General features: G+C 66.9%; 14 protein-coding genes. 11 read left to right on the top strand and 3 right to left on the bottom strand.

Features of this window, described 5'->3' with window-relative positions:
* Positions 1-31 precede the first annotated feature (31 nt).
* The 9 genes from AC5Y49_RS03545 (at position 32) to proB (ending at position 11438) form a co-directional block, all read left to right on the top strand.
* Positions 32-2680, top strand: a complete 2649-nt coding sequence (locus AC5Y49_RS03545) for a valine--tRNA ligase (protein ID WP_499884379.1) — start codon at positions 32-34, stop codon at positions 2678-2680.
* Positions 2677-4077: a bifunctional tetrahydrofolate synthase/dihydrofolate synthase gene (gene folC, locus AC5Y49_RS03540; protein WP_499884378.1), complete on the top strand. Its 1401-nt coding sequence runs from the start codon at positions 2677-2679 to the stop codon at positions 4075-4077. Before AC5Y49_RS03545 ends, folC begins: the two co-directional genes overlap by 4 nt.
* 35 nt (positions 4078-4112) lie before the next feature.
* The gene (locus AC5Y49_RS03535; RefSeq protein ID WP_499884648.1) at positions 4113-4451 is read left to right on the top strand and encodes a DUF4233 domain-containing protein; all 339 of its coding nucleotides are present in this window, start codon (positions 4113-4115) and stop codon (positions 4449-4451) included.
* A 75-nt stretch (positions 4452-4526) separates the two neighbouring features.
* Complete coding sequence (ndk, locus tag AC5Y49_RS03530) at positions 4527-4937, top strand: nucleoside-diphosphate kinase (RefSeq protein WP_499884377.1); 411 nt, start codon at positions 4527-4529, stop codon at positions 4935-4937.
* Positions 4938-5356: 419 nt separating this feature from the next.
* Positions 5357-8092, top strand: a complete 2736-nt coding sequence (gene rne, locus AC5Y49_RS03525) for a ribonuclease E (protein ID WP_499884376.1) — start codon at positions 5357-5359, stop codon at positions 8090-8092.
* Between the two features lie 155 nt (positions 8093-8247).
* Positions 8248-8559: a 50S ribosomal protein L21 gene (rplU, locus tag AC5Y49_RS03520; RefSeq protein ID WP_065016722.1), complete on the top strand. Its 312-nt coding sequence runs from the start codon at positions 8248-8250 to the stop codon at positions 8557-8559.
* A gap of 11 nt (positions 8560-8570) precedes the next feature.
* Positions 8571-8825, top strand: coding sequence for a 50S ribosomal protein L27 (gene rpmA / locus AC5Y49_RS03515; protein ID WP_065016721.1), 255 nt, complete (start codon positions 8571-8573; stop codon positions 8823-8825).
* Between the two features lie 82 nt (positions 8826-8907).
* Positions 8908-10344, top strand: coding sequence for a GTPase ObgE (gene obgE, locus AC5Y49_RS03510; RefSeq protein ID WP_499884375.1), 1437 nt, complete (start codon positions 8908-8910; stop codon positions 10342-10344).
* Complete coding sequence (gene proB, locus AC5Y49_RS03505; RefSeq protein ID WP_499884374.1) at positions 10341-11438, top strand: glutamate 5-kinase; 1098 nt, start codon at positions 10341-10343, stop codon at positions 11436-11438. Before obgE ends, proB begins: the two co-directional genes overlap by 4 nt.
* A gap of 2 nt (positions 11439-11440) precedes the next feature.
* On the opposite strand, the gene AC5Y49_RS03500 is transcribed toward proB, so the two are convergent.
* On the bottom strand, positions 11441-12073 hold the full coding sequence (locus AC5Y49_RS03500) for a TetR/AcrR family transcriptional regulator (protein WP_499884372.1): 633 nt from the start codon (positions 12071-12073) through the stop codon (positions 11441-11443).
* Between the two features lie 95 nt (positions 12074-12168).
* Here AC5Y49_RS03500 and AC5Y49_RS03495 point away from each other — a divergent pair, with 95 nt between their 5' ends.
* Positions 12169-13428 carry a cytochrome P450 gene (locus tag AC5Y49_RS03495; protein WP_499884371.1) on the top strand — a complete coding sequence of 420 codons (1260 nt, stop codon included), beginning with the start codon at positions 12169-12171 and terminating at the stop codon, positions 13426-13428.
* Positions 13429-13432: 4 nt separating this feature from the next.
* On the opposite strand, the gene AC5Y49_RS03490 is transcribed toward AC5Y49_RS03495, so the two are convergent.
* Together AC5Y49_RS03490 and AC5Y49_RS03485 are read right to left on the bottom strand one after the other, a co-directional pair.
* On the bottom strand, positions 13433-14263 hold the full coding sequence (locus AC5Y49_RS03490) for a Sir2 family NAD-dependent protein deacetylase (RefSeq protein WP_499884370.1): 831 nt from the start codon (positions 14261-14263) through the stop codon (positions 13433-13435).
* A 20-nt stretch (positions 14264-14283) separates the two neighbouring features.
* The gene (locus AC5Y49_RS03485; RefSeq protein ID WP_499884369.1) at positions 14284-14823 is read right to left on the bottom strand and encodes a cysteine hydrolase family protein; all 540 of its coding nucleotides are present in this window, start codon (positions 14821-14823) and stop codon (positions 14284-14286) included.
* Between the two features lie 526 nt (positions 14824-15349).
* Between AC5Y49_RS03485 and AC5Y49_RS03480 the strand changes: the two genes are divergently transcribed.
* Positions 15350-16543 carry a PPE family protein gene (locus tag AC5Y49_RS03480; protein ID WP_499884368.1) on the top strand — a complete coding sequence of 398 codons (1194 nt, stop codon included), beginning with the start codon at positions 15350-15352 and terminating at the stop codon, positions 16541-16543.
* The last annotated feature ends 38 nt before the right edge of the window (positions 16544-16581 follow it).

Genomic DNA, 16581 nt, shown 5'->3' with positions numbered 1-16581 from the left:
CGTGGGAGCGGCGCCTTCCTAGAATTGAGCGGTGACCGCCAGCCCTACACCCCCCGTCAACACCCGGGGCGAAGCCCTGCCCAAATCGTGGGAGCCGGGCGCGGTCGAGGACGCGATCTACCAGCGGTGGGTGGATGCCGGTTACTTCACCGCGGACGCGACCAGCGCCAAACCCGGTTATTCGATCGTGCTGCCGCCGCCCAACGTCACCGGCGAGCTGCACATGGGCCATGCGCTGGACCACACCCTGATGGATGTCCTGACCCGCCGCAAGCGGATGCAGGGCTATGAGGTGCTGTGGCTGCCGGGCATGGACCACGCCGGCATCGCCACCCAGATCGTGGTGGAAAAGCAGCTCGCCGTCGACGGCAAGACCAAAGAGGACTTCGGCCGCGAGCTGTTCGTCGACAAAGTGTGGGACTGGAAGCATGACTCCGGTGGCACGATCGGCGCCCAGATGCGCCGGCTCGGCGACGGCGTGGACTGGAGCCGCGACCGGTTCACCATGGACGACGGCCTGTCGCGGGCGGTGCGGACCATGTTCAAACGGCTCTACGACGCGGGGTTGATCTATCAGGCCGAGCGGCTGGTCAACTGGTCGCCGGAGTTGGAAACCGCGATCAGCGACCTCGAAGTCCGATACGACGACGTCGAAGGCGAACTGGTGTCGTTTCGCTACGGGGCGCTGGACGGGCCGCACATCGTGGTCGCCACCACCCGGTTGGAGACGATGTTGGGCGACACCGCCATCGCGGTGCATCCCGACGACGAGCGCTACCGGGACCTGGTTGGTGCCACGCTGCCGCACCCCTTCGTTGACCGGCAGCTCGTCGTCATCGCCGACAAGCACGTCGATCCCGAATTCGGCACCGGCGCAGTCAAAGTCACACCGGCTCACGACCCGAACGACTTCGAGATCGGTTTGCGGCACCAACTGCCGATGCTCACGATCATGGACAGCAAGGGCCGGATCGCGGACACTGGAACAGCATTCGACGGGATGGACCGGTTCGACGCTCGAGTTGCCGTGCGTGAGGCGCTGGCGGCGCAGGGCAGGATCGTGGCTGAGAAGCGCCCCTATCTGCACAGCGTCGGGCATTCCGAACGCACCGGCGAACCGATCGAACCCCGGCTGTCGCTGCAGTGGTGGGTCAGGGTGGAATCACTGGCCAAAGCAGCTGGCGACGCAGTGCGCAATGGCGACACCGTGATTCACCCGGCCAGCCTGGAGCCCCGCTGGTTCGGCTGGGTCGACGACATGCACGACTGGTGCATTTCGCGACAACTGTGGTGGGGCCATCGCATCCCGATTTGGCACGGACCCAACGGCGAGCAGGTGTGCGTCGGCCCCGACGAGGCGCCGCCCGAGGGCTGGCAGCAGGACCATGACGTCCTGGACACCTGGTTCTCCTCGGCGCTGTGGCCGTTTTCCACCATGGGCTGGCCCGACCACACGCCAGAGTTGGAAAAGTTCTACCCCACAAGCGTTTTGGTTACCGGATACGACATCCTGTTCTTCTGGGTGGCCCGGATGATGATGTTCGGCACCTTTGTCGGCGACGACGACGCCATCACCCTGCAGGGACGTCGCGGACCGCAGGTGCCGTTCACCGACGTGTATCTGCACGGCCTGATCCGCGACGAGTTCGGCCGCAAGATGAGCAAGTCGAAGGGCAACGGCATCGACCCGCTGGACTGGGTGGAGACGTTCGGCGCCGACGCGCTGCGGTTCACCCTGGCTCGCGGCGCCAGCCCCGGCGGGGATTTGTCCCTCGGCGAAGACCATGTGCGGGCGTCGCGCAATTTCGGCACCAAGCTGTTCAACGCCACCCGCTTTGCGCTGCTCAACGGCGCAGCGCTGGCTCCGCTGCCCGAGTCCGACAAGCTGACCGACGCCGATCGCTGGATTCTGGGCCGGCTGGAAGAGGTGCGCGCCGAAGTCGATTCTGCGTTCGACAGATACGAATTCAGCCGGGCCTGCGAGTCGCTGTACCACTTCACTTGGGACGAATTCTGCGACTGGTACGTCGAATTGGCCAAGACCCAGTTGTCCGCCGGGCTAGAGCACACCAACGCGGTGCTGGCCGTCGCGCTGGACACGCTGCTGCGACTGCTGCATCCGGTGATCCCGTTCATCACCGAGACGTTGTGGCAAGCGCTGACCGGTCGCGAGTCGCTGGTGATCGCCGACTGGCCGCAACCGTCCGGGATCACACTCGACCCGATTGCCGCGCAACGGATTACCGATATGCAGAGATTGGTGACCGAGGTCCGCCGGTTCCGCAGCGATCAAGGTCTGGCCGACCGGCAGAAGGTGCCCGCCCGATTGTCGGGCATCGGCGGTCTGGATGGTCAAGTGCCCGCAGTGACGTCGCTGGCGTGGTTGACCGAGCCCGGTACCGATTTCAGCCCGTCGGCCTCCGTCGAGGTTCGGCTCAGCAGCTCCACCGTGGTCGTCGAACTCGACACCTCGGGCACCATCGACGTCGAGGCCGAACGCCGCCGCCTGGAGAAGGACCTGGCCGCCGCTCACAAGGAGTTGGCCGGCACCAGCGCCAAGCTCGACAACGACGCCTTCCTGGCCAAGGCGCCCGCGGCCGTCGTCGACAAGATCCGCGACCGCCAGCGAGTGGCCCGCGAAGAAGTCGATCGGATTACCAGCCGCCTGGCCGCGATGTGAGCTCACCACCCACACCCGACGAGATCGCGTCGCTGCTGCAGGTCGAACATCTGCTCGACCAGCGCTGGCCGGAAACCAAAATCGAGCCCAGCCTGACGCGGATCAGCGCGCTGATGGACCTGCTCGGCTCGCCCCAACTCAGCTATCCATCGATCCATATCGCGGGCACCAACGGCAAGACCTCGGTGGCACGGATCGTCGATGCGCTGCTGACCGCGCTGCACCGGCGCACCGGCCGCACCACCAGCCCCCATCTGCAGTCGGCCATCGAGCGCATCGCCATCGACGGCACGCCGATCAGCCCGGCGCAGTATGTGGCGACTTACCGCGAAATCGAGCCGTTTGTGCAGATGATCGATCAGCAGTCGCAGTCCGCGGGTGGGCCGGCAATGAGCAAATTCGAAGTCGTCACCGCGATGGCCTTCGCTGCGTTCGCCGATGCGCCGATCGACGTGGGCGTCATCGAGGTGGGGCTGGGCGGCCGCTGGGACGCTACCAACGTGATCAACGCACCGGTGGCCGTCATCGCCCCGATCAGCATCGACCACGTCGAATACCTCGGGGCGGACATCGCCGGGATCGCCGGCGAGAAGGCAGGCATCATCACCAAAGCTGAAGGCGGCGCGCCGGACACCGTCGCGGTCATCGCCCGGCAGGTTCCCGAGGCCATGGAGGTGCTGTTGGCCCAAGCGGTGCGCGCCGATGCCGCGGTGGCCCGCGAGGACTCCGAATTCGCGGTGCTGAGCCGCCAGGTTGCCGTCGGCGGACAGCTGCTCGAGCTGCAGGGGCTGGGCGGGGTGTACTCCGACCTCCACCTGCCGCTGCACGGGGAGCACCAGGCCCACAACGCGGCGGTGGCGTTGGCCGCGGTCGAGGCGTTCTTCGGTGCGGGCAAGGACCGTCAGCTCGACGTCGACGCGGTGCGGGCCGGCTTCGCCGCCGTCACCAGCCCGGGCCGGTTGGAACGCATGCGCAGCGCGCCGACGGTGTTCATCGACGCCGCGCACAATCCCGCCGGGGCGGCCGCGCTGGCCCAAACTTTGGCCGACGAGTTCGACTTCCAGTTCCTGGTCGGGGTGGTCAGCGTGCTGGCCGACAAGGACGTCGACGGCATCTTGGCCGCGCTGGAGCCGGTCTTGCATCGAATCGTGGTGACGCACAACGGATCCCCGCGAGCGGTGGATGTCGAAACGCTGACGTTGGCCGCGCAGCAGCGCTTCGGCCCCGACCGCGTCGATGCTGCCGAGAACCTGTCCGACGCTATCGAGATCGCGACCGCACTGGTGGACGAGGCGGGCGCCGACACCGACGCGTTCTCCGGAACCGGGATCGTCGTCACCGGGTCGGTGGTCACTGCCGGCGCAGCCCGCACCTTGTTCGGTAAGGACCCCGCGTGAGCGCCCCCGACCCGTGGAAGAGCTTTCGCGGCGTGATGGCCGGCACCTTGATCCTGGAGGCGATCGTGGTGCTGCTGGCGCTGCCGGTCGTTGGTGCGGTCGGCGGCGGCCTCACCCCCGTCGCGTTGGGATATCTGATCGGGTTGGCGGTGCTCTTGGTCCTGTTGGCCGGGCTGCAGGGACGGTCGTGGGCCATCTGGGCCAACCTGGCCGTGCAACTGGTCCTCATCGCCGGCTTCCTGGTGTACCCCGGCGTTGGTTTCATCGGCCTGCTCTTCGCCGGTGTGTGGGCGCTGATCGCCTATTTCCGCGCCGAGGTCTTGCGGCGCCAGCAACGCGGCATGTTGCCCGGCCAGCAGCAACCCCCGGAGTGAACAGCCGGTACGCTTGTCCGCCGTGACCCGCGCCAGCGACGATGCAGTGCGCACCCATGACGAGGAGCGGCGCTTATGACTGAGCGGACTTTGCTGTTGATCAAGCCCGACGGCGTGCAGCGGCGCCTGGTGGGTGAGATCTTGGGCCGAATCGAGCGCAAAGGTTTGACGATCGCGGCACTGGAACTGCGCGACGTCGACGAGGGCCTGGCCCGCCATCACTATGCGGAGCACGAAGGCAAACCGTTTTTCGAGCCCCTGTTGGAATTCATCACGTCGGGCGGGGTCGTGGCGGCCATCGTGGAGGGACCGCGAGCCGTCGCGGCGGTGCGGCAACTCGCTGGGGCCACCGACCCGGTGGAGAAGGCCGCGCCCGGCACCATCCGGGGCGACTTCGGCCTGGAAACCCAGTTCAACCTGGTGCACGGCTCGGATTCGCCTGAGTCGGCCGAACGCGAGATCGCGCTCTGGTTCTCCGGGCGCTAGCCGGCCCGGCGCCGAGACTGCGTTGCTGGCGTCGAACCTGCGCTGAGAGCCTCGATCGCCGCGGATTTGCGCGCTGGGCGCAGGCCCGACGCGCTGGCCGCAGGCCCGGGCGCTAGCCGGCCCGGCGCCAAGTCGGCGCACTTGGTCCGCCTCGAGCCGACCGTATGGGATACTGGAAGACGGGTGAACGTCGCCGGACCGGCGTCCGAAGCCCGAATGAAGACTTAGACAAGCGCGACCACCGCGATTCGTGGTGCGGCGCCGAGTGTCCAGCCATCATTCAGACCGGCGCCGGGTGGGTTCCATACGAGCCGCTCGGGGCGAGACCATCACAAGCCCGGGAGAAGTGACCCGGGTACATAACGAAGCCCTCGCGTGGCCGCGTCTGCACGACGCGCCCGGGGGCTTGAGGAGATTACGTGATAGACGATGCCCCATCCTCAGACCTTCCAGAAGACGCGTCCCGGCACGAGGACTTACCCGACCGGCTGAGGGTCCATTCGCTGGCCCGGGCGCTGGGCACGACCAGCAGGCGGGTGCTCGACGCGCTCACCGAACTCGACGGGCGGATCCGCAGCGCGCATTCCAGCGTGGATCGCGTCGACGCGGTCCGGGTGCGCGACCTGCTGGCGGCTGCACCCCCGGTGGCGGCAGAGGCAACCAAGACCGCTGAGTCAGATGAACCCGAATCCCGGCTCATGCTCGAGACGACGGTTGAGCGTCCCGAATACATGCCGCTGTTCGTCGCGCCGCAGCCGATCGAGAAGGCCGCCAGCGACGACTCCGCTGACGAAGACGACGCCGACGACGACGACGAAGACAGCGACGACGAACAGACCGATCGGCCGGCCAACCGGCGCCGCCGCCGCGGCCGGCGCGGTCGTGGCCGCGGTCGCGGCGAGCAGGGCGGACCGGACAACCGCGGCCAGTCCGACGACGCCGATGCCGAACAGGATTCGGCCGCTGCCGACGGTGGCGAGTCGGACGACGCTGACGGTGGCGACGACGAGAACGGCTCGACGGACGCCGGCAGCCGACGCCGGCGGCGCCGACGTCGTCGCAAGGCCGGTTCCGGCGACGACGGCGACGACAACCCCTCGCCCGACGATCCGCCCAACACCGTGGTGCACGAACGCGCCCCACGCGCCGACAAGAACAGCGACGACAGCTCCGAGATCCAGGGCATCAACGGCTCGACGCGGCTGGAGGCCAAACGGCAGCGTCGCCGCGACGGTCGCGACGCCGGCCGCCGCCGGCCCCCGGTGCTCAGCGAGGCCGAGTTCCTGGCCCGCCGCGAGGCCGTCGAGCGGGTGATGGTGGTGCGCGACAAGGTCCGCACCGAACCGCCACACCCCGGCGCCCGCTACACCCAGATCGCCGTGCTCGAGGACGGCATCGTCGTCGAACACTTCGTCACCAGTGCGGCCTCGGCGTCGTTGGTGGGCAATATCTATCTGGGCATCGTGCAAAACGTGCTGCCGTCGATGGAGGCAGCGTTCGTCGACATCGGTCGCGGCCGCAACGGCGTGCTCTACGCCGGTGAGGTGAACTGGGAAGCCGCCGGCCTGGGCGGGGCCAACCGCAAAATCGAGCAGGCCCTCAAACCCGGTGACTACGTGGTGGTGCAGGTCAGCAAGGATCCGGTCGGGCACAAGGGGGCGCGGCTGACCACCCAGGTGTCGCTTCCGGGGCGTTACCTGGTGTACGTGCCGGGTGCATCGTCGACCGGGATCAGCCGCAAGCTGCCCGACACCGAACGCCAGCGGCTCAAGGAAATCCTGCGAGAGGTGGTGCCGCCCGACGCCGGCGTGATCATCCGCACCGCCTCCGAAGGCGTCAAGGAAGAAGACATCCGCGCGGACGTCAACCGGCTGCAGGAACGCTGGACGCAGATCGAAGCCACCGCCGCCGAGACCAAGGAGAAAGCCGCCGGCGCCGCGGTCGCGCTCTACGAAGAGCCCGACGTGCTGGTCAAGGTCATCCGCGACTTGTTCAACGAAGACTTCGCCGAACTGATCGTCTCCGGTGACGAAGCCTGGAAAACCATCAACGACTATGTGAACTCCGTTGCACCCGAACTAGTTTCGAAGGTGAACAAATATGAGAGCGCCGCCAGCCCGGATGGCGGGACCGGACCCGACGTGTTCGCCGTGCACCGCATCGACGAGCAACTGACCAAGGCGATGGACCGCAAGGTGTGGCTGCCCTCGGGCGGCACGCTGGTGATCGACCGCACCGAGGCCATGACCGTCGTCGACGTCAACACCGGCAAGTTCACCGGTTCGGGCGGCAACCTCGAGCAGACCGTCACCAAGAACAACCTGGAAGCCGCCGAGGAGATCGTCCGCCAGCTGCGGCTGCGCGATATCGGCGGGATTGTCGTCATCGACTTCATCGACATGGTGCTGGAGTCCAACCGAGACCTGGTGCTGCGCCGGCTGACCGAAGCGCTGGCCCGGGACCGCACCCGCCACCAGGTGTCCGAGGTGACGTCGCTGGGGCTGGTGCAGCTCACCCGCAAGCGGCTGGGCACCGGGCTGATCGAGGCGTTCTCGAGCACCTGCCCGCACTGCAATGGCCGCGGCATCACGCTGCACGCCGATCCCGTCGACTCCGGCTCGGGGACCGGTCGCAAATCCGAGGGCGGCCGACGCGGACGGCGCTCCAAGAAGAGCAAGGCCGAGGACACCGTGGTGGCCAAGGTGCCTGCCCACGCGCCCGGCGAGCATCCGATGTTCAAGGCGATGGCCGCGGCCAACGGTCGCCCCGACGAGGACGCCGACGACTCCGGCCTCACCGATGAGGCGGCCGGCGAAGGCCGAGAAGACGCCGATGAGCCCGTCGAAGAGCAGGTAGCCCGCGAGGTCGCGGAGGAAGATCTGGACGACGGCGACTTCGAGGACACCGACGAGGACACCGACGAAGACGACGACGATGATGACGAAGTCGAACTCGACGACGACGAAGATATCGAAGACGAGGACCTCGACGACGACGGCGACGAAGAGGATCTCGACGTCGACGAGGACCTCGATGACGACTCCGACCAGGACTCCACTGAACCGGATGCCTCCGGCACCACCGCGCCGGCTGCCAAGCGACCCCGCCGGCGGCGGGCGGCAGCACGACCGGCCGGCCCACCGGCCCACGAGTAGCGGCGATCGCCGCAGTTGAACCCGCCCGGTTTGACCCCTTAGTCGCTGGTCAAGTACCCTGGACCAGTTGTCGCCAGGCCTGGCAGGCCGGCGCTCTCCGACCACTGCGCATCTTTGGATAGCGCGCGCCTGAAGAAGAAGAGGTAGACGTAACGATGGCGACCTACGCAATCGTCAAGACCGGCGGTAAGCAGTACAAGGTCGCGGTCGGAGACGTCGTCAAGGTCGAGAAGCTCGACTCCGAGCCCGGCGCGAAGGTGTCGCTGCCGGTCGCACTGGTCGTCGACGGTGCCACGGTCACCACCGATGCCAGCGCTCTGGCCAAGGTCGCCGTGACCGGTGAGGTGCTCGAGCACACCAAGGGACCCAAGATCCGTATCCACAAGTTCAAGAACAAGACCGGCTACCACAAGCGTCAGGGTCACCGTCAGCAGCTGACGGTCCTGAAGGTCACCGGCATCAAGTAGGAGCGAACGACATGGCACACAAGAAGGGCGCTTCAAGCTCGCGCAACGGTCGCGATTCCGCCGCCCAGCGGCTTGGCGTCAAGCGGTTCGGTGGTCAGGTCGTCAAGGCCGGTGAGATCCTGGTTCGCCAGCGCGGTACGCATTTCCACCCGGGCGTCAACGTCGGCCGCGGCGGCGACGACACGCTGTTTGCCAAGGCGGCCGGTGCCGTCGAGTTCGGCGTCAAGCGCGGCCGCAAGATGGTCAACATCGTCCCGGAGGCCTAAAGCTTCGCGAGTGTGAAGCTGTTGCGAATTCTCGGCAGAATTTTCGCAACAGCTTCACAGTCGACGGGTGAGAGGATCCCCGATGGCTCGGTTTGTCGATCGCGTCGTCATCCACGTGCGGGCAGGCTCTGGCGGTAACGGCTGCGCCTCAGTACATCGCGAGAAATTCAAGCCGCTCGGCGGTCCAGACGGCGGCAACGGCGGCCGGGGCGGCAGCGTCGTGCTTGTTGTCGACCCGCAAGTGCACACCTTGCTGGACTTCCACTTCCGTCCGCATGTGGTTGCGCCGTCCGGCAAGCAAGGGATGGGGGGCCACCGTGACGGCGCAGCCGGCGCGGATCTGGAAGTCAAGGTTCCCGACGGCACCGTCGTGCTCGACGAGCGTGGCCGATTGCTGGCCGATTTGGTCGGCGCCGGCATCCGCTTTGAGGCCGCTGCCGGTGGACGCGGCGGGCTGGGCAATGCGGCGCTGGCGTCACGGGCACGCAAGGCGCCGGGGTTTGCGCTACTCGGTGAGAAGGGGCAGGTCCACGACCTCACGCTGGAGCTCAAGACCGTTGCCGACGTCGGCCTGATCGGGTTTCCGTCAGCCGGCAAATCGTCTCTGGTGTCGGCGATTTCGGCGGCCAAGCCCAAGATCGCCGACTACCCGTTCACCACCTTGGTGCCCAATCTCGGAGTGGTCTCGGCGGGGGAGCGCACCTTCACTGTCGCCGACGTACCCGGACTCATTCCGGGCGCGTCGCAGGGCCGCGGTTTGGGGCTGGATTTTCTGCGGCACATCGAGCGGTGCGCGGTGCTGGTACACGTCGTCGACTGCGCCACCGCCGAGCCGGGCCGCGACCCGGTCTCCGACATCGATGCGCTGGAGGCTGAGTTGGCTGCCTACCGGCCCACCCTGCAAGGCGATTCGACGCTCGGCGACCTCGCCGAGCGGCCACGGGCGGTGGTACTCAACAAGATCGACGTGCCGGAGGCCCGCGAACTGGCCGAGTTCGTCCACGATGACATCGCCGAGCGCGGTTGGCCCGTTTTTATCGTGTCGACTGTGGCCCGGGAAGGCTTGCAGCCGTTGATATTCGCACTAGCTGACCTGGTTGCGCAGTATCAGGCCGCGCAGCCGGTGTTGGCGCCGCGACGCCCGGTGATCCGCCCGATCCCGGTCGATGAGGCCGGCTTCACCGTGACGCCCGACGGCGAGGGCGGGTTTGTGGTGCGTGGCGCGCGGCCCGAACGCTGGATCACCCAGACCAACTTCGACAACGACGAGGCGGTCGGCTATCTGGGTGACCGGTTGGCGCGGCTGGGCGTAGAGGACGAGCTACTGCGATTGGGCGCGCAACCGGGTTGCGCAGTCACGATCGGCGAGATGACCTTCGACTGGGAGCCGCAGACCCCCGCCGGTGTGGATGTCGCGCTGTCCGGCCGCGGTACTGACGCACGCCTGGAAAGCACCGAGCGCGTCGGCGCCGCCGAACGCAAAGCGGCCCGCCGCCGACGTCGCGAGCACGACTCATGACCGCGCGCGAGGCCGTCCGCGGCGCGCGTCGCGTCGTCGTCAAAATCGGCACCACCGCATTGACCACCTCGGCAGGCGTGTTCGACGCCGGACGACTGGCCGGGCTCGCCGACGCCATCGAGGCGCGCATGAAAGCGGGCTCCGACGTGGTCATCGTCTCCTCCGGAGCTATTGCCGCAGGCATCGAGCCGCTTGGATTACACCGCCGGCCAACGGATTTAGCGACCAAGCAGGCAGCGGCCAGCGTGGGGCAGGTAGCGCTGGTGAACTCGTGGAGTGCGGCGTTCGCCCGCTACCAGCGCACCGTCGGGCAGGTCCTGCTGAGCGCGCACGACGTTTCGATGCGGGTGCAGCACAACAACGCGCAGCGCACGTTGGATCGGCTGCGGGCGCTGCACGCGGTGGCCATCGTCAACGAGAACGACACGGTGGCCACAAACGAGATCCGGTTCGGTGATAACGACCGGCTTTCGGCACTGGTGGCCCATCTGGTCGGCGCCGACGCGTTGGTGCTGCTCTCCGACATCGACGGGCTCTACGACTCCGATCCGCGGAAAGGCTCGGCGTCGTTCATCGCCGAAGTCCGCGGGCCCGCCGATCTCGATGGCGTGGTGGCCGGCCAGAGCAGCCATTTGGGCACCGGTGGGATGGCATCGAAGGTGTCCTCGGCGCTGCTGGCCGCCGATGCCGGGGTGCCGGTGCTGTTAGCTGCGGCCGCCGACGCCGCGACCGCGCTGGGAGACGCCTCGGTGGGCACCGTGTTCGCCGCGCGGCCGCAGCGGATGTCGGCGCGCCGGTTCTGGGTGCGCTACGCCGCCGACTCGGCCGGCTCGCTGACGCTGGACGAGGGCGCGGTGCGCGCGGTCATAGAACAGCGCCGCTCGCTGTTGCCCGCGGGTATCACCGCGCTGTCGGGCCGGTTTCACGGCGGCGACGTCATCGAACTGCGCGGCCCGGATTCGGCCACGGTGGCCCGCGGCGTCGTCGCCTACGACGCCGCGGAACTGACCACGATGATCGGCCGGTCAACCTCCGAGTTGCCCGCCGAATTGCGTCGGCCCGCCGTGCACGCCGACGATCTGGTCGCGGTGTAGCGCTACGGAATCGGCTCCAGATATAGTGCGCTCCAAACGATCTCGGTCAATGCGGTGGCCAACTCGGCATCGTGGTTGGACGGGGTGCCCGGAAGATTTTGCTGGCAGGTCCGCTCGACCATCCAGGTCAGCGCACTGGCTGTAGTGGCCGCGGGCAGCGCGGGGCGGATAGACCCGGCGGCCTGACCATCCTCGATGACCTGGGCCACTCGCGCCGAAATACCGGTCAGCTGATCGCGGTACGCGGCGTTCACCAACGGGTCGTAGGCCGCCATCTCGTTGAGCGCCACCAACAGTGGTTGATGACGGCGATAGCTGGCGATGATCGCCGTCATCGCGGCGCGGACGTCGCCGGGATCGTGTCGCCACGCCACGCTCCACCAGCGTTCGGCGGCTTCGGCGAGATCCCCGAACACCTGCCCCGCGAGCCGGCGCACGAGATCGCCCTTGTCCTCGAAGTAGATGTAGAAGCTGGCCCGCGAGATCCCGGCCTCGCCGGACAACCGGTCCACGGACAGTTCGGTGAAGCTGGCGCCGTCGTGCATCAGCCGCTCAGTGGCGTCCAGCAACCGGCGCTCAATGTGCTGGCGCCGTTCCTGCCGCTTGGCCTGCGGCTTACGGGTCACCGACGGCATGGGTCGAAGCTTAATCGACGTACCGACATCTTGACTAGACACTCTGTCTAAATTATGGTGCTGTGATCCGAGTCATAGCCCACGAAGGACCCACCATGACTGCGACATCAGCGACTATCCGCAGCTACGACCCGATCGACTTGTCCTCGCGGGCGTTTTGGACCACCACCGCCGCCGACCGCGAGCGCTCGTTCGCCGTGCTACGGGCCGAACGGCCGGTGAGCTGGCATCCACCGGTCGAAGACGCGATGCTCAACGACCCCGACGACCCCGGTTATTGGGCGATCACCCGGCACGCCGACATCGTCACGGTGAGCCGCACCAACGAGGTGTTCTTGTCCGGCAAGGGCGTGATGTTCGAGAACTTTCCCGAAGAGTTGCTCGAAAGCACGCAGTCCTTCCTGGCCATGGACCCGCCGCGGCACACCATGCTGCGCAAGCTGGCCAGTGCCGCGTTCACCCCTCGGCAGGTCAGGCGCATCGAGGATTCGATCAAAGCCGCCGCCAAGTCGGTCGTCGAGGAATTGCGGGCCGCCGGCAGTGGCGCCGACTTCGTCGAGCACTGCGCCAAGGAATTGCCGCTGCGCACGCTGTCGGACATGATGGGCATCCCGGATTCCGAGCGCGAGCAGGTCGCGCATCACGCCGATGCCCTGGTGTCGATCAACGATCCGGTTTATCTCGACGGCCGCAACCCGATGCAGGTCATGTTCGAAGGCGTGACGTATTTGCATCAAGTCGCCGGCAGGCTGGCCGCCGAGCGACGCGAACATCCCGGCGACGATCTGTTCAGCAGCCTGGTGAACGCCGAGGTCGACGGTGATCGGCTGACCGACGCCGACGTGGCCGCGTTCTTCGTGTTGCTCGCTGTGGCCGGTAACGACACCACCCGGCAGACCACCAGCCATGCGCTGAAGGCGCTCACCGACTTCCCGGAGCAACGGGCTTGGTTGCTGGAGGATTTCGACAACCGCATCGGCATGGCTGTCGAGGAGTTCATCCGTTACGCCACGCCGGTGATGACCTTTCGGCGCACGGCCGCAACCGATTACGAGTTGGGTGGCCAGACCATTCGGGCCGGCGAGAAGGTGGCGATGTTCTATGCCTCCGGTAACTGGGACGATACGGTGTTCGACCACCCCGAGCGCTTCGACTTGAGCCGAGACCCCAACCCGCACGTTGGTTTTGGCGGCGGCGGCCAACATTACTGCCTGGGCACCCATGTGGCCCGGGCGCAGCTGCGGGCCATCTTCGGTGAATTGCTCCGGCAGCTCCCGGATATCGCCGCCGGAACACCGGACTACCTGGCGGGCAACTTCATCCACGGCATCCGCCGCATGCCCTGCACGTTCTGATGCGTTAAAGCACAGCGCTCGGCATCAGCTCGGCGGCCAGCAGTGTCAACAACTCCGAGCAGCCGCCGTCGACTTTGACCGCGGCCAGATCGTCGCCTCGGGTGGCTCCGCGGTTGACGATGGCGACCGGGATGCCGCGCGCGGCGGCGTGCCGCACGAAGCGGTAGCCGGAGAAGACGGTCAGCGACGATCCGGCCACCAACAGCGCATCGGCGTCGTCGAGCAGTGAATAGGCTTGGGCAACACGGTCTTTCGGCACGTTCTCGCCGAAGTAGACGATGTCGGGCTTGAGCATGCCTCCGCAGCAACAATCGAGGTATCGAAAGGAATCGGTGTCGACGACGACGGCGTCCGCGTCGGGAGCCACCGCCAATCCACCGACGGACTCGGCCCGTTCGATGAAGCCCGGGTTGAGTGCCTCCAGCTTGTCGGCCAGCGCCGCCCGGCTCAGGCTTTGTCCGCAGCTCAGGCACACCACTTGGGCATAGCTGCCGTGCAGATTGATCACGACCGCGCTACCGGCCTTGGTGTGCAGCAAGTCGACATTTTGGGTGATCACTCCGGTTACCACGCCGGCCCGCTCCAGCGCGGCCAGCGCCCGATGCCCGGCGTTGGGCAGGGTGGTGTCCATGTGCCGCCAACCGATGTGGTTGCGGGCCCAATAGCGCTGCCGAAACTTCGGGTCGCCGACGAACTGGTGGATCGTCATCGGATTGCTGGGCGGGGAATCTGGCCCGCGGTAGTCGGGGATACCCGAATCGGTGGACAGCCCTGCGCCCGTCAACACCGCCACGCGGCGACCGGCCAGCGTCGCGACCAACTCCGGGGTTTCCACCCGTCCGACACTACGTCCGATCAGCCCAGGCAGTCCGCGGCCGAGGTCAACTCGGCATCCATATTCGATTCCATCATCTTCAGCGCCGCCGCACCCAACTCGGCGTCGATGTGCGCCACGGTGTCGGTGGGTATCACGACGGGGATGTGGCGCACGAACGCGTCCAGCGCGCTGTAGAGAATGCATTGCTCGGTGACCTGCCCGGTAAGGATCAACCTCTTGGTGCCCAGCCGGCTGAGCAGATACTCCAGCGGAGAGGCGTAGAAGACGCTGTGTCGGACTTTGGTCACCATCCGGCAGCCGGGTCGCGGAAGAATCGGTTCCACCAGATCCGGGCGCGCACCGTTGAGTGCCGAGTCGACGATGTCGGAGAATTCTGCGGTGAAATCACCGTAGTTGTCGTTGACATAGACTAGGTCGACGTCGTCGCGCTGGCGCACCCGCCGAATCAGGCCGGCCAGCGGCTCGATGATCTTTTCCACATTCGGGGTCAGCAGTTCGGCGTCGGGATGCTCGTAGCTGTTCAGCATGTCGACGACGAGCACGGCGGTGTCGCTCATGAGGTCTTGATACCCCATCGGGGACCGTTGACACCGGTCGGGTGAAGTGTCCTCAACCTTTTAGGATCAGCCAGATCGAAACTCGTGGCGGCCTTTGCCCAGGTTGCTCGCCGGCCGGCAACCTGCAATTCACCTGATCGACACGTACATCTACCACGCAGGTTGTTCACAGGCCACGGCCAGTCGAACCCCACACAGTTTGCTGGCGGCAAGCGTTTGTGCGCCGGCTTCGATGATTGCCGACCGTTGTCGGGTCTTAACGTCACGTATGGTCCGGTTGACTGGTGTTGTCGCGTGCTTGCCTCTCCGAACCGTGCGGTTGAGCGGATTGGTTGCCGCAGAACGAAACTCGACCGCCTTAGCTGGATGGAGCTTGGTAGCCGCGAAGCCTTGACGTCCGGAGGAATTCTCGCTCGCATCGCGAACGCGTGCTGCAGATCCGCGGCACTCGCAGAAATCTTTATGCCGAACTGTTTGCAACTTGGCGCCATTGGGCCTCACGACATAGCTGAGAAGGGGAATGCTGATGCTGGATTTCGGGGCGCTGCCTCCCGAGGTCAACTCGAGCAGGATGTACGCCGGTGCGGGTTCGGGCCCGATGATGGCCGCGGCGTCGGCGTGGGATGCCCTCGCCGTCCAGTTGGAATCGGTTTCGCGCGGCTACGAGGCGACGATCTCGGGACTGCTCGGCGACGGCTGGTCGGGAAGTGCATCGAATGCCATGGCCGCCGCGGCCGCGCCATACGTGGCCTGGATGACGACAGCCGGGGCGCAGGCCGAGGAGGCGGCCAGCCGGGCTCGGGCGGCGGCGGCCGCCTATGAGACCGCGTTCGCCGCAACTGTGCCGCCGGCGCTCGTCACCGCGAATCGCACGCAGTTGACGAACTTGGTCGCCACCAACATCTTCGGGCAAAACACCACCCAGATCGCGGCCACCGAGGGCGCCTACGCCGAGATGTGGGCGCAGGATGCCGCCGCGATGTACGGCTATGCCGCGTCCTCATCGACGGCGACGACGCTGACGCCGTTCAGCGAGCCGCCGCAGACCACGAACCTCGCAGGGCAATCACAGCAGTCCACTGCCGTGGCGCAGGCGATGGCCAACTCGACCGCCACCCGGTCTCAGGCCACGCTGTCGCAGCTCATGTCGGCGGTCCCACAACAGCTGCAAACCTTGGGAGCCGGGCCGTCGGCGTCAGCCGCCTCGCCGGTGCCATCGTCGATCCTGACGGCCTTCAGCAACTTCAACACCCTTACGGGGCCCATCAGTTTCGGCAATGCCGTCAGCCGCACGATTACGTCGGCGGGAAGCTTTGGAAGCGCGATCTTCCGGTCGAACCTCCAGGCGGCCGGCAGCCTGCCCGAGGCGCACACCAGCGCTGCGATGGTCGGGGCCAAGGCGTTGGTGCCCGAAGTCGTTCGCAGCCCGGTGCTCGCCAGTGTGGGCCGGGCCGCACCGATCGGCGGTTTGTCGGTCCCGCAGAGCTGGGCCTCGGCGACACCGGTGGCCAGCGCTGTCGAAGAGCCGCTATGGATGTCGGAAATGGATCTCGGAGCTGTCGCGCCGTTGGAGGAGACCGCGGCGACGGGCACGGCCGCCGGGGCTCCGGTTGCCGGCGTGGGCCCGATGGCGGGCATGTTGGCGCGTCACTCGGTCAGCAGCGTCTTGAAAGTCGCGCCGCGCCGCTTCAAGATGCCCCGTCCCACCTTCGGCGGATAGGCGGTGGACTTCGGAGCGCTGCCGCCCGAGGTCAACTC

Source organism: Mycobacterium sp. NGS62 (genome assembly GCF_059812285.1).
This window is presented reverse-complemented; position numbering and strand designations above follow the sequence as displayed.

What these genes read in the sequence shown, in the direction of transcription:
- proB (WP_499884374.1), top strand. Translation starts at nt 10,341, where the DNA reads ATGACCGCGCGCGAGGCCGTCCGCGGCGCGCGTCGCGTCGTCGTCAAA.
- obgE (WP_499884375.1), top strand. Translation starts at nt 8,908, where the DNA reads ATGGCTCGGTTTGTCGATCGCGTCGTCATCCACGTGCGGGCAGGCTCT.
- rpmA (WP_065016721.1), top strand. Translation starts at nt 8,571, where the DNA reads ATGGCACACAAGAAGGGCGCTTCAAGCTCGCGCAACGGTCGCGATTCC.
- AC5Y49_RS03480 (WP_499884368.1), top strand. Translation starts at nt 15,350, where the DNA reads ATGCTGGATTTCGGGGCGCTGCCTCCCGAGGTCAACTCGAGCAGGATG.
- AC5Y49_RS03500 (WP_499884372.1), bottom strand. Translation starts at nt 12,073, where the DNA reads ATGCCGTCGGTGACCCGTAAGCCGCAGGCCAAGCGGCAGGAACGGCGC.
- AC5Y49_RS03485 (WP_499884369.1), bottom strand. Translation starts at nt 14,823, where the DNA reads ATGAGCGACACCGCCGTGCTCGTCGTCGACATGCTGAACAGCTACGAG.
- rplU (WP_065016722.1), top strand. Translation starts at nt 8,248, where the DNA reads ATGGCGACCTACGCAATCGTCAAGACCGGCGGTAAGCAGTACAAGGTC.
- AC5Y49_RS03495 (WP_499884371.1), top strand. Translation starts at nt 12,169, where the DNA reads ATGACTGCGACATCAGCGACTATCCGCAGCTACGACCCGATCGACTTG.
- ndk (WP_499884377.1), top strand. Translation starts at nt 4,527, where the DNA reads ATGACTGAGCGGACTTTGCTGTTGATCAAGCCCGACGGCGTGCAGCGG.
- AC5Y49_RS03535 (WP_499884648.1), top strand. Translation starts at nt 4,113, where the DNA reads ATGGCCGGCACCTTGATCCTGGAGGCGATCGTGGTGCTGCTGGCGCTG.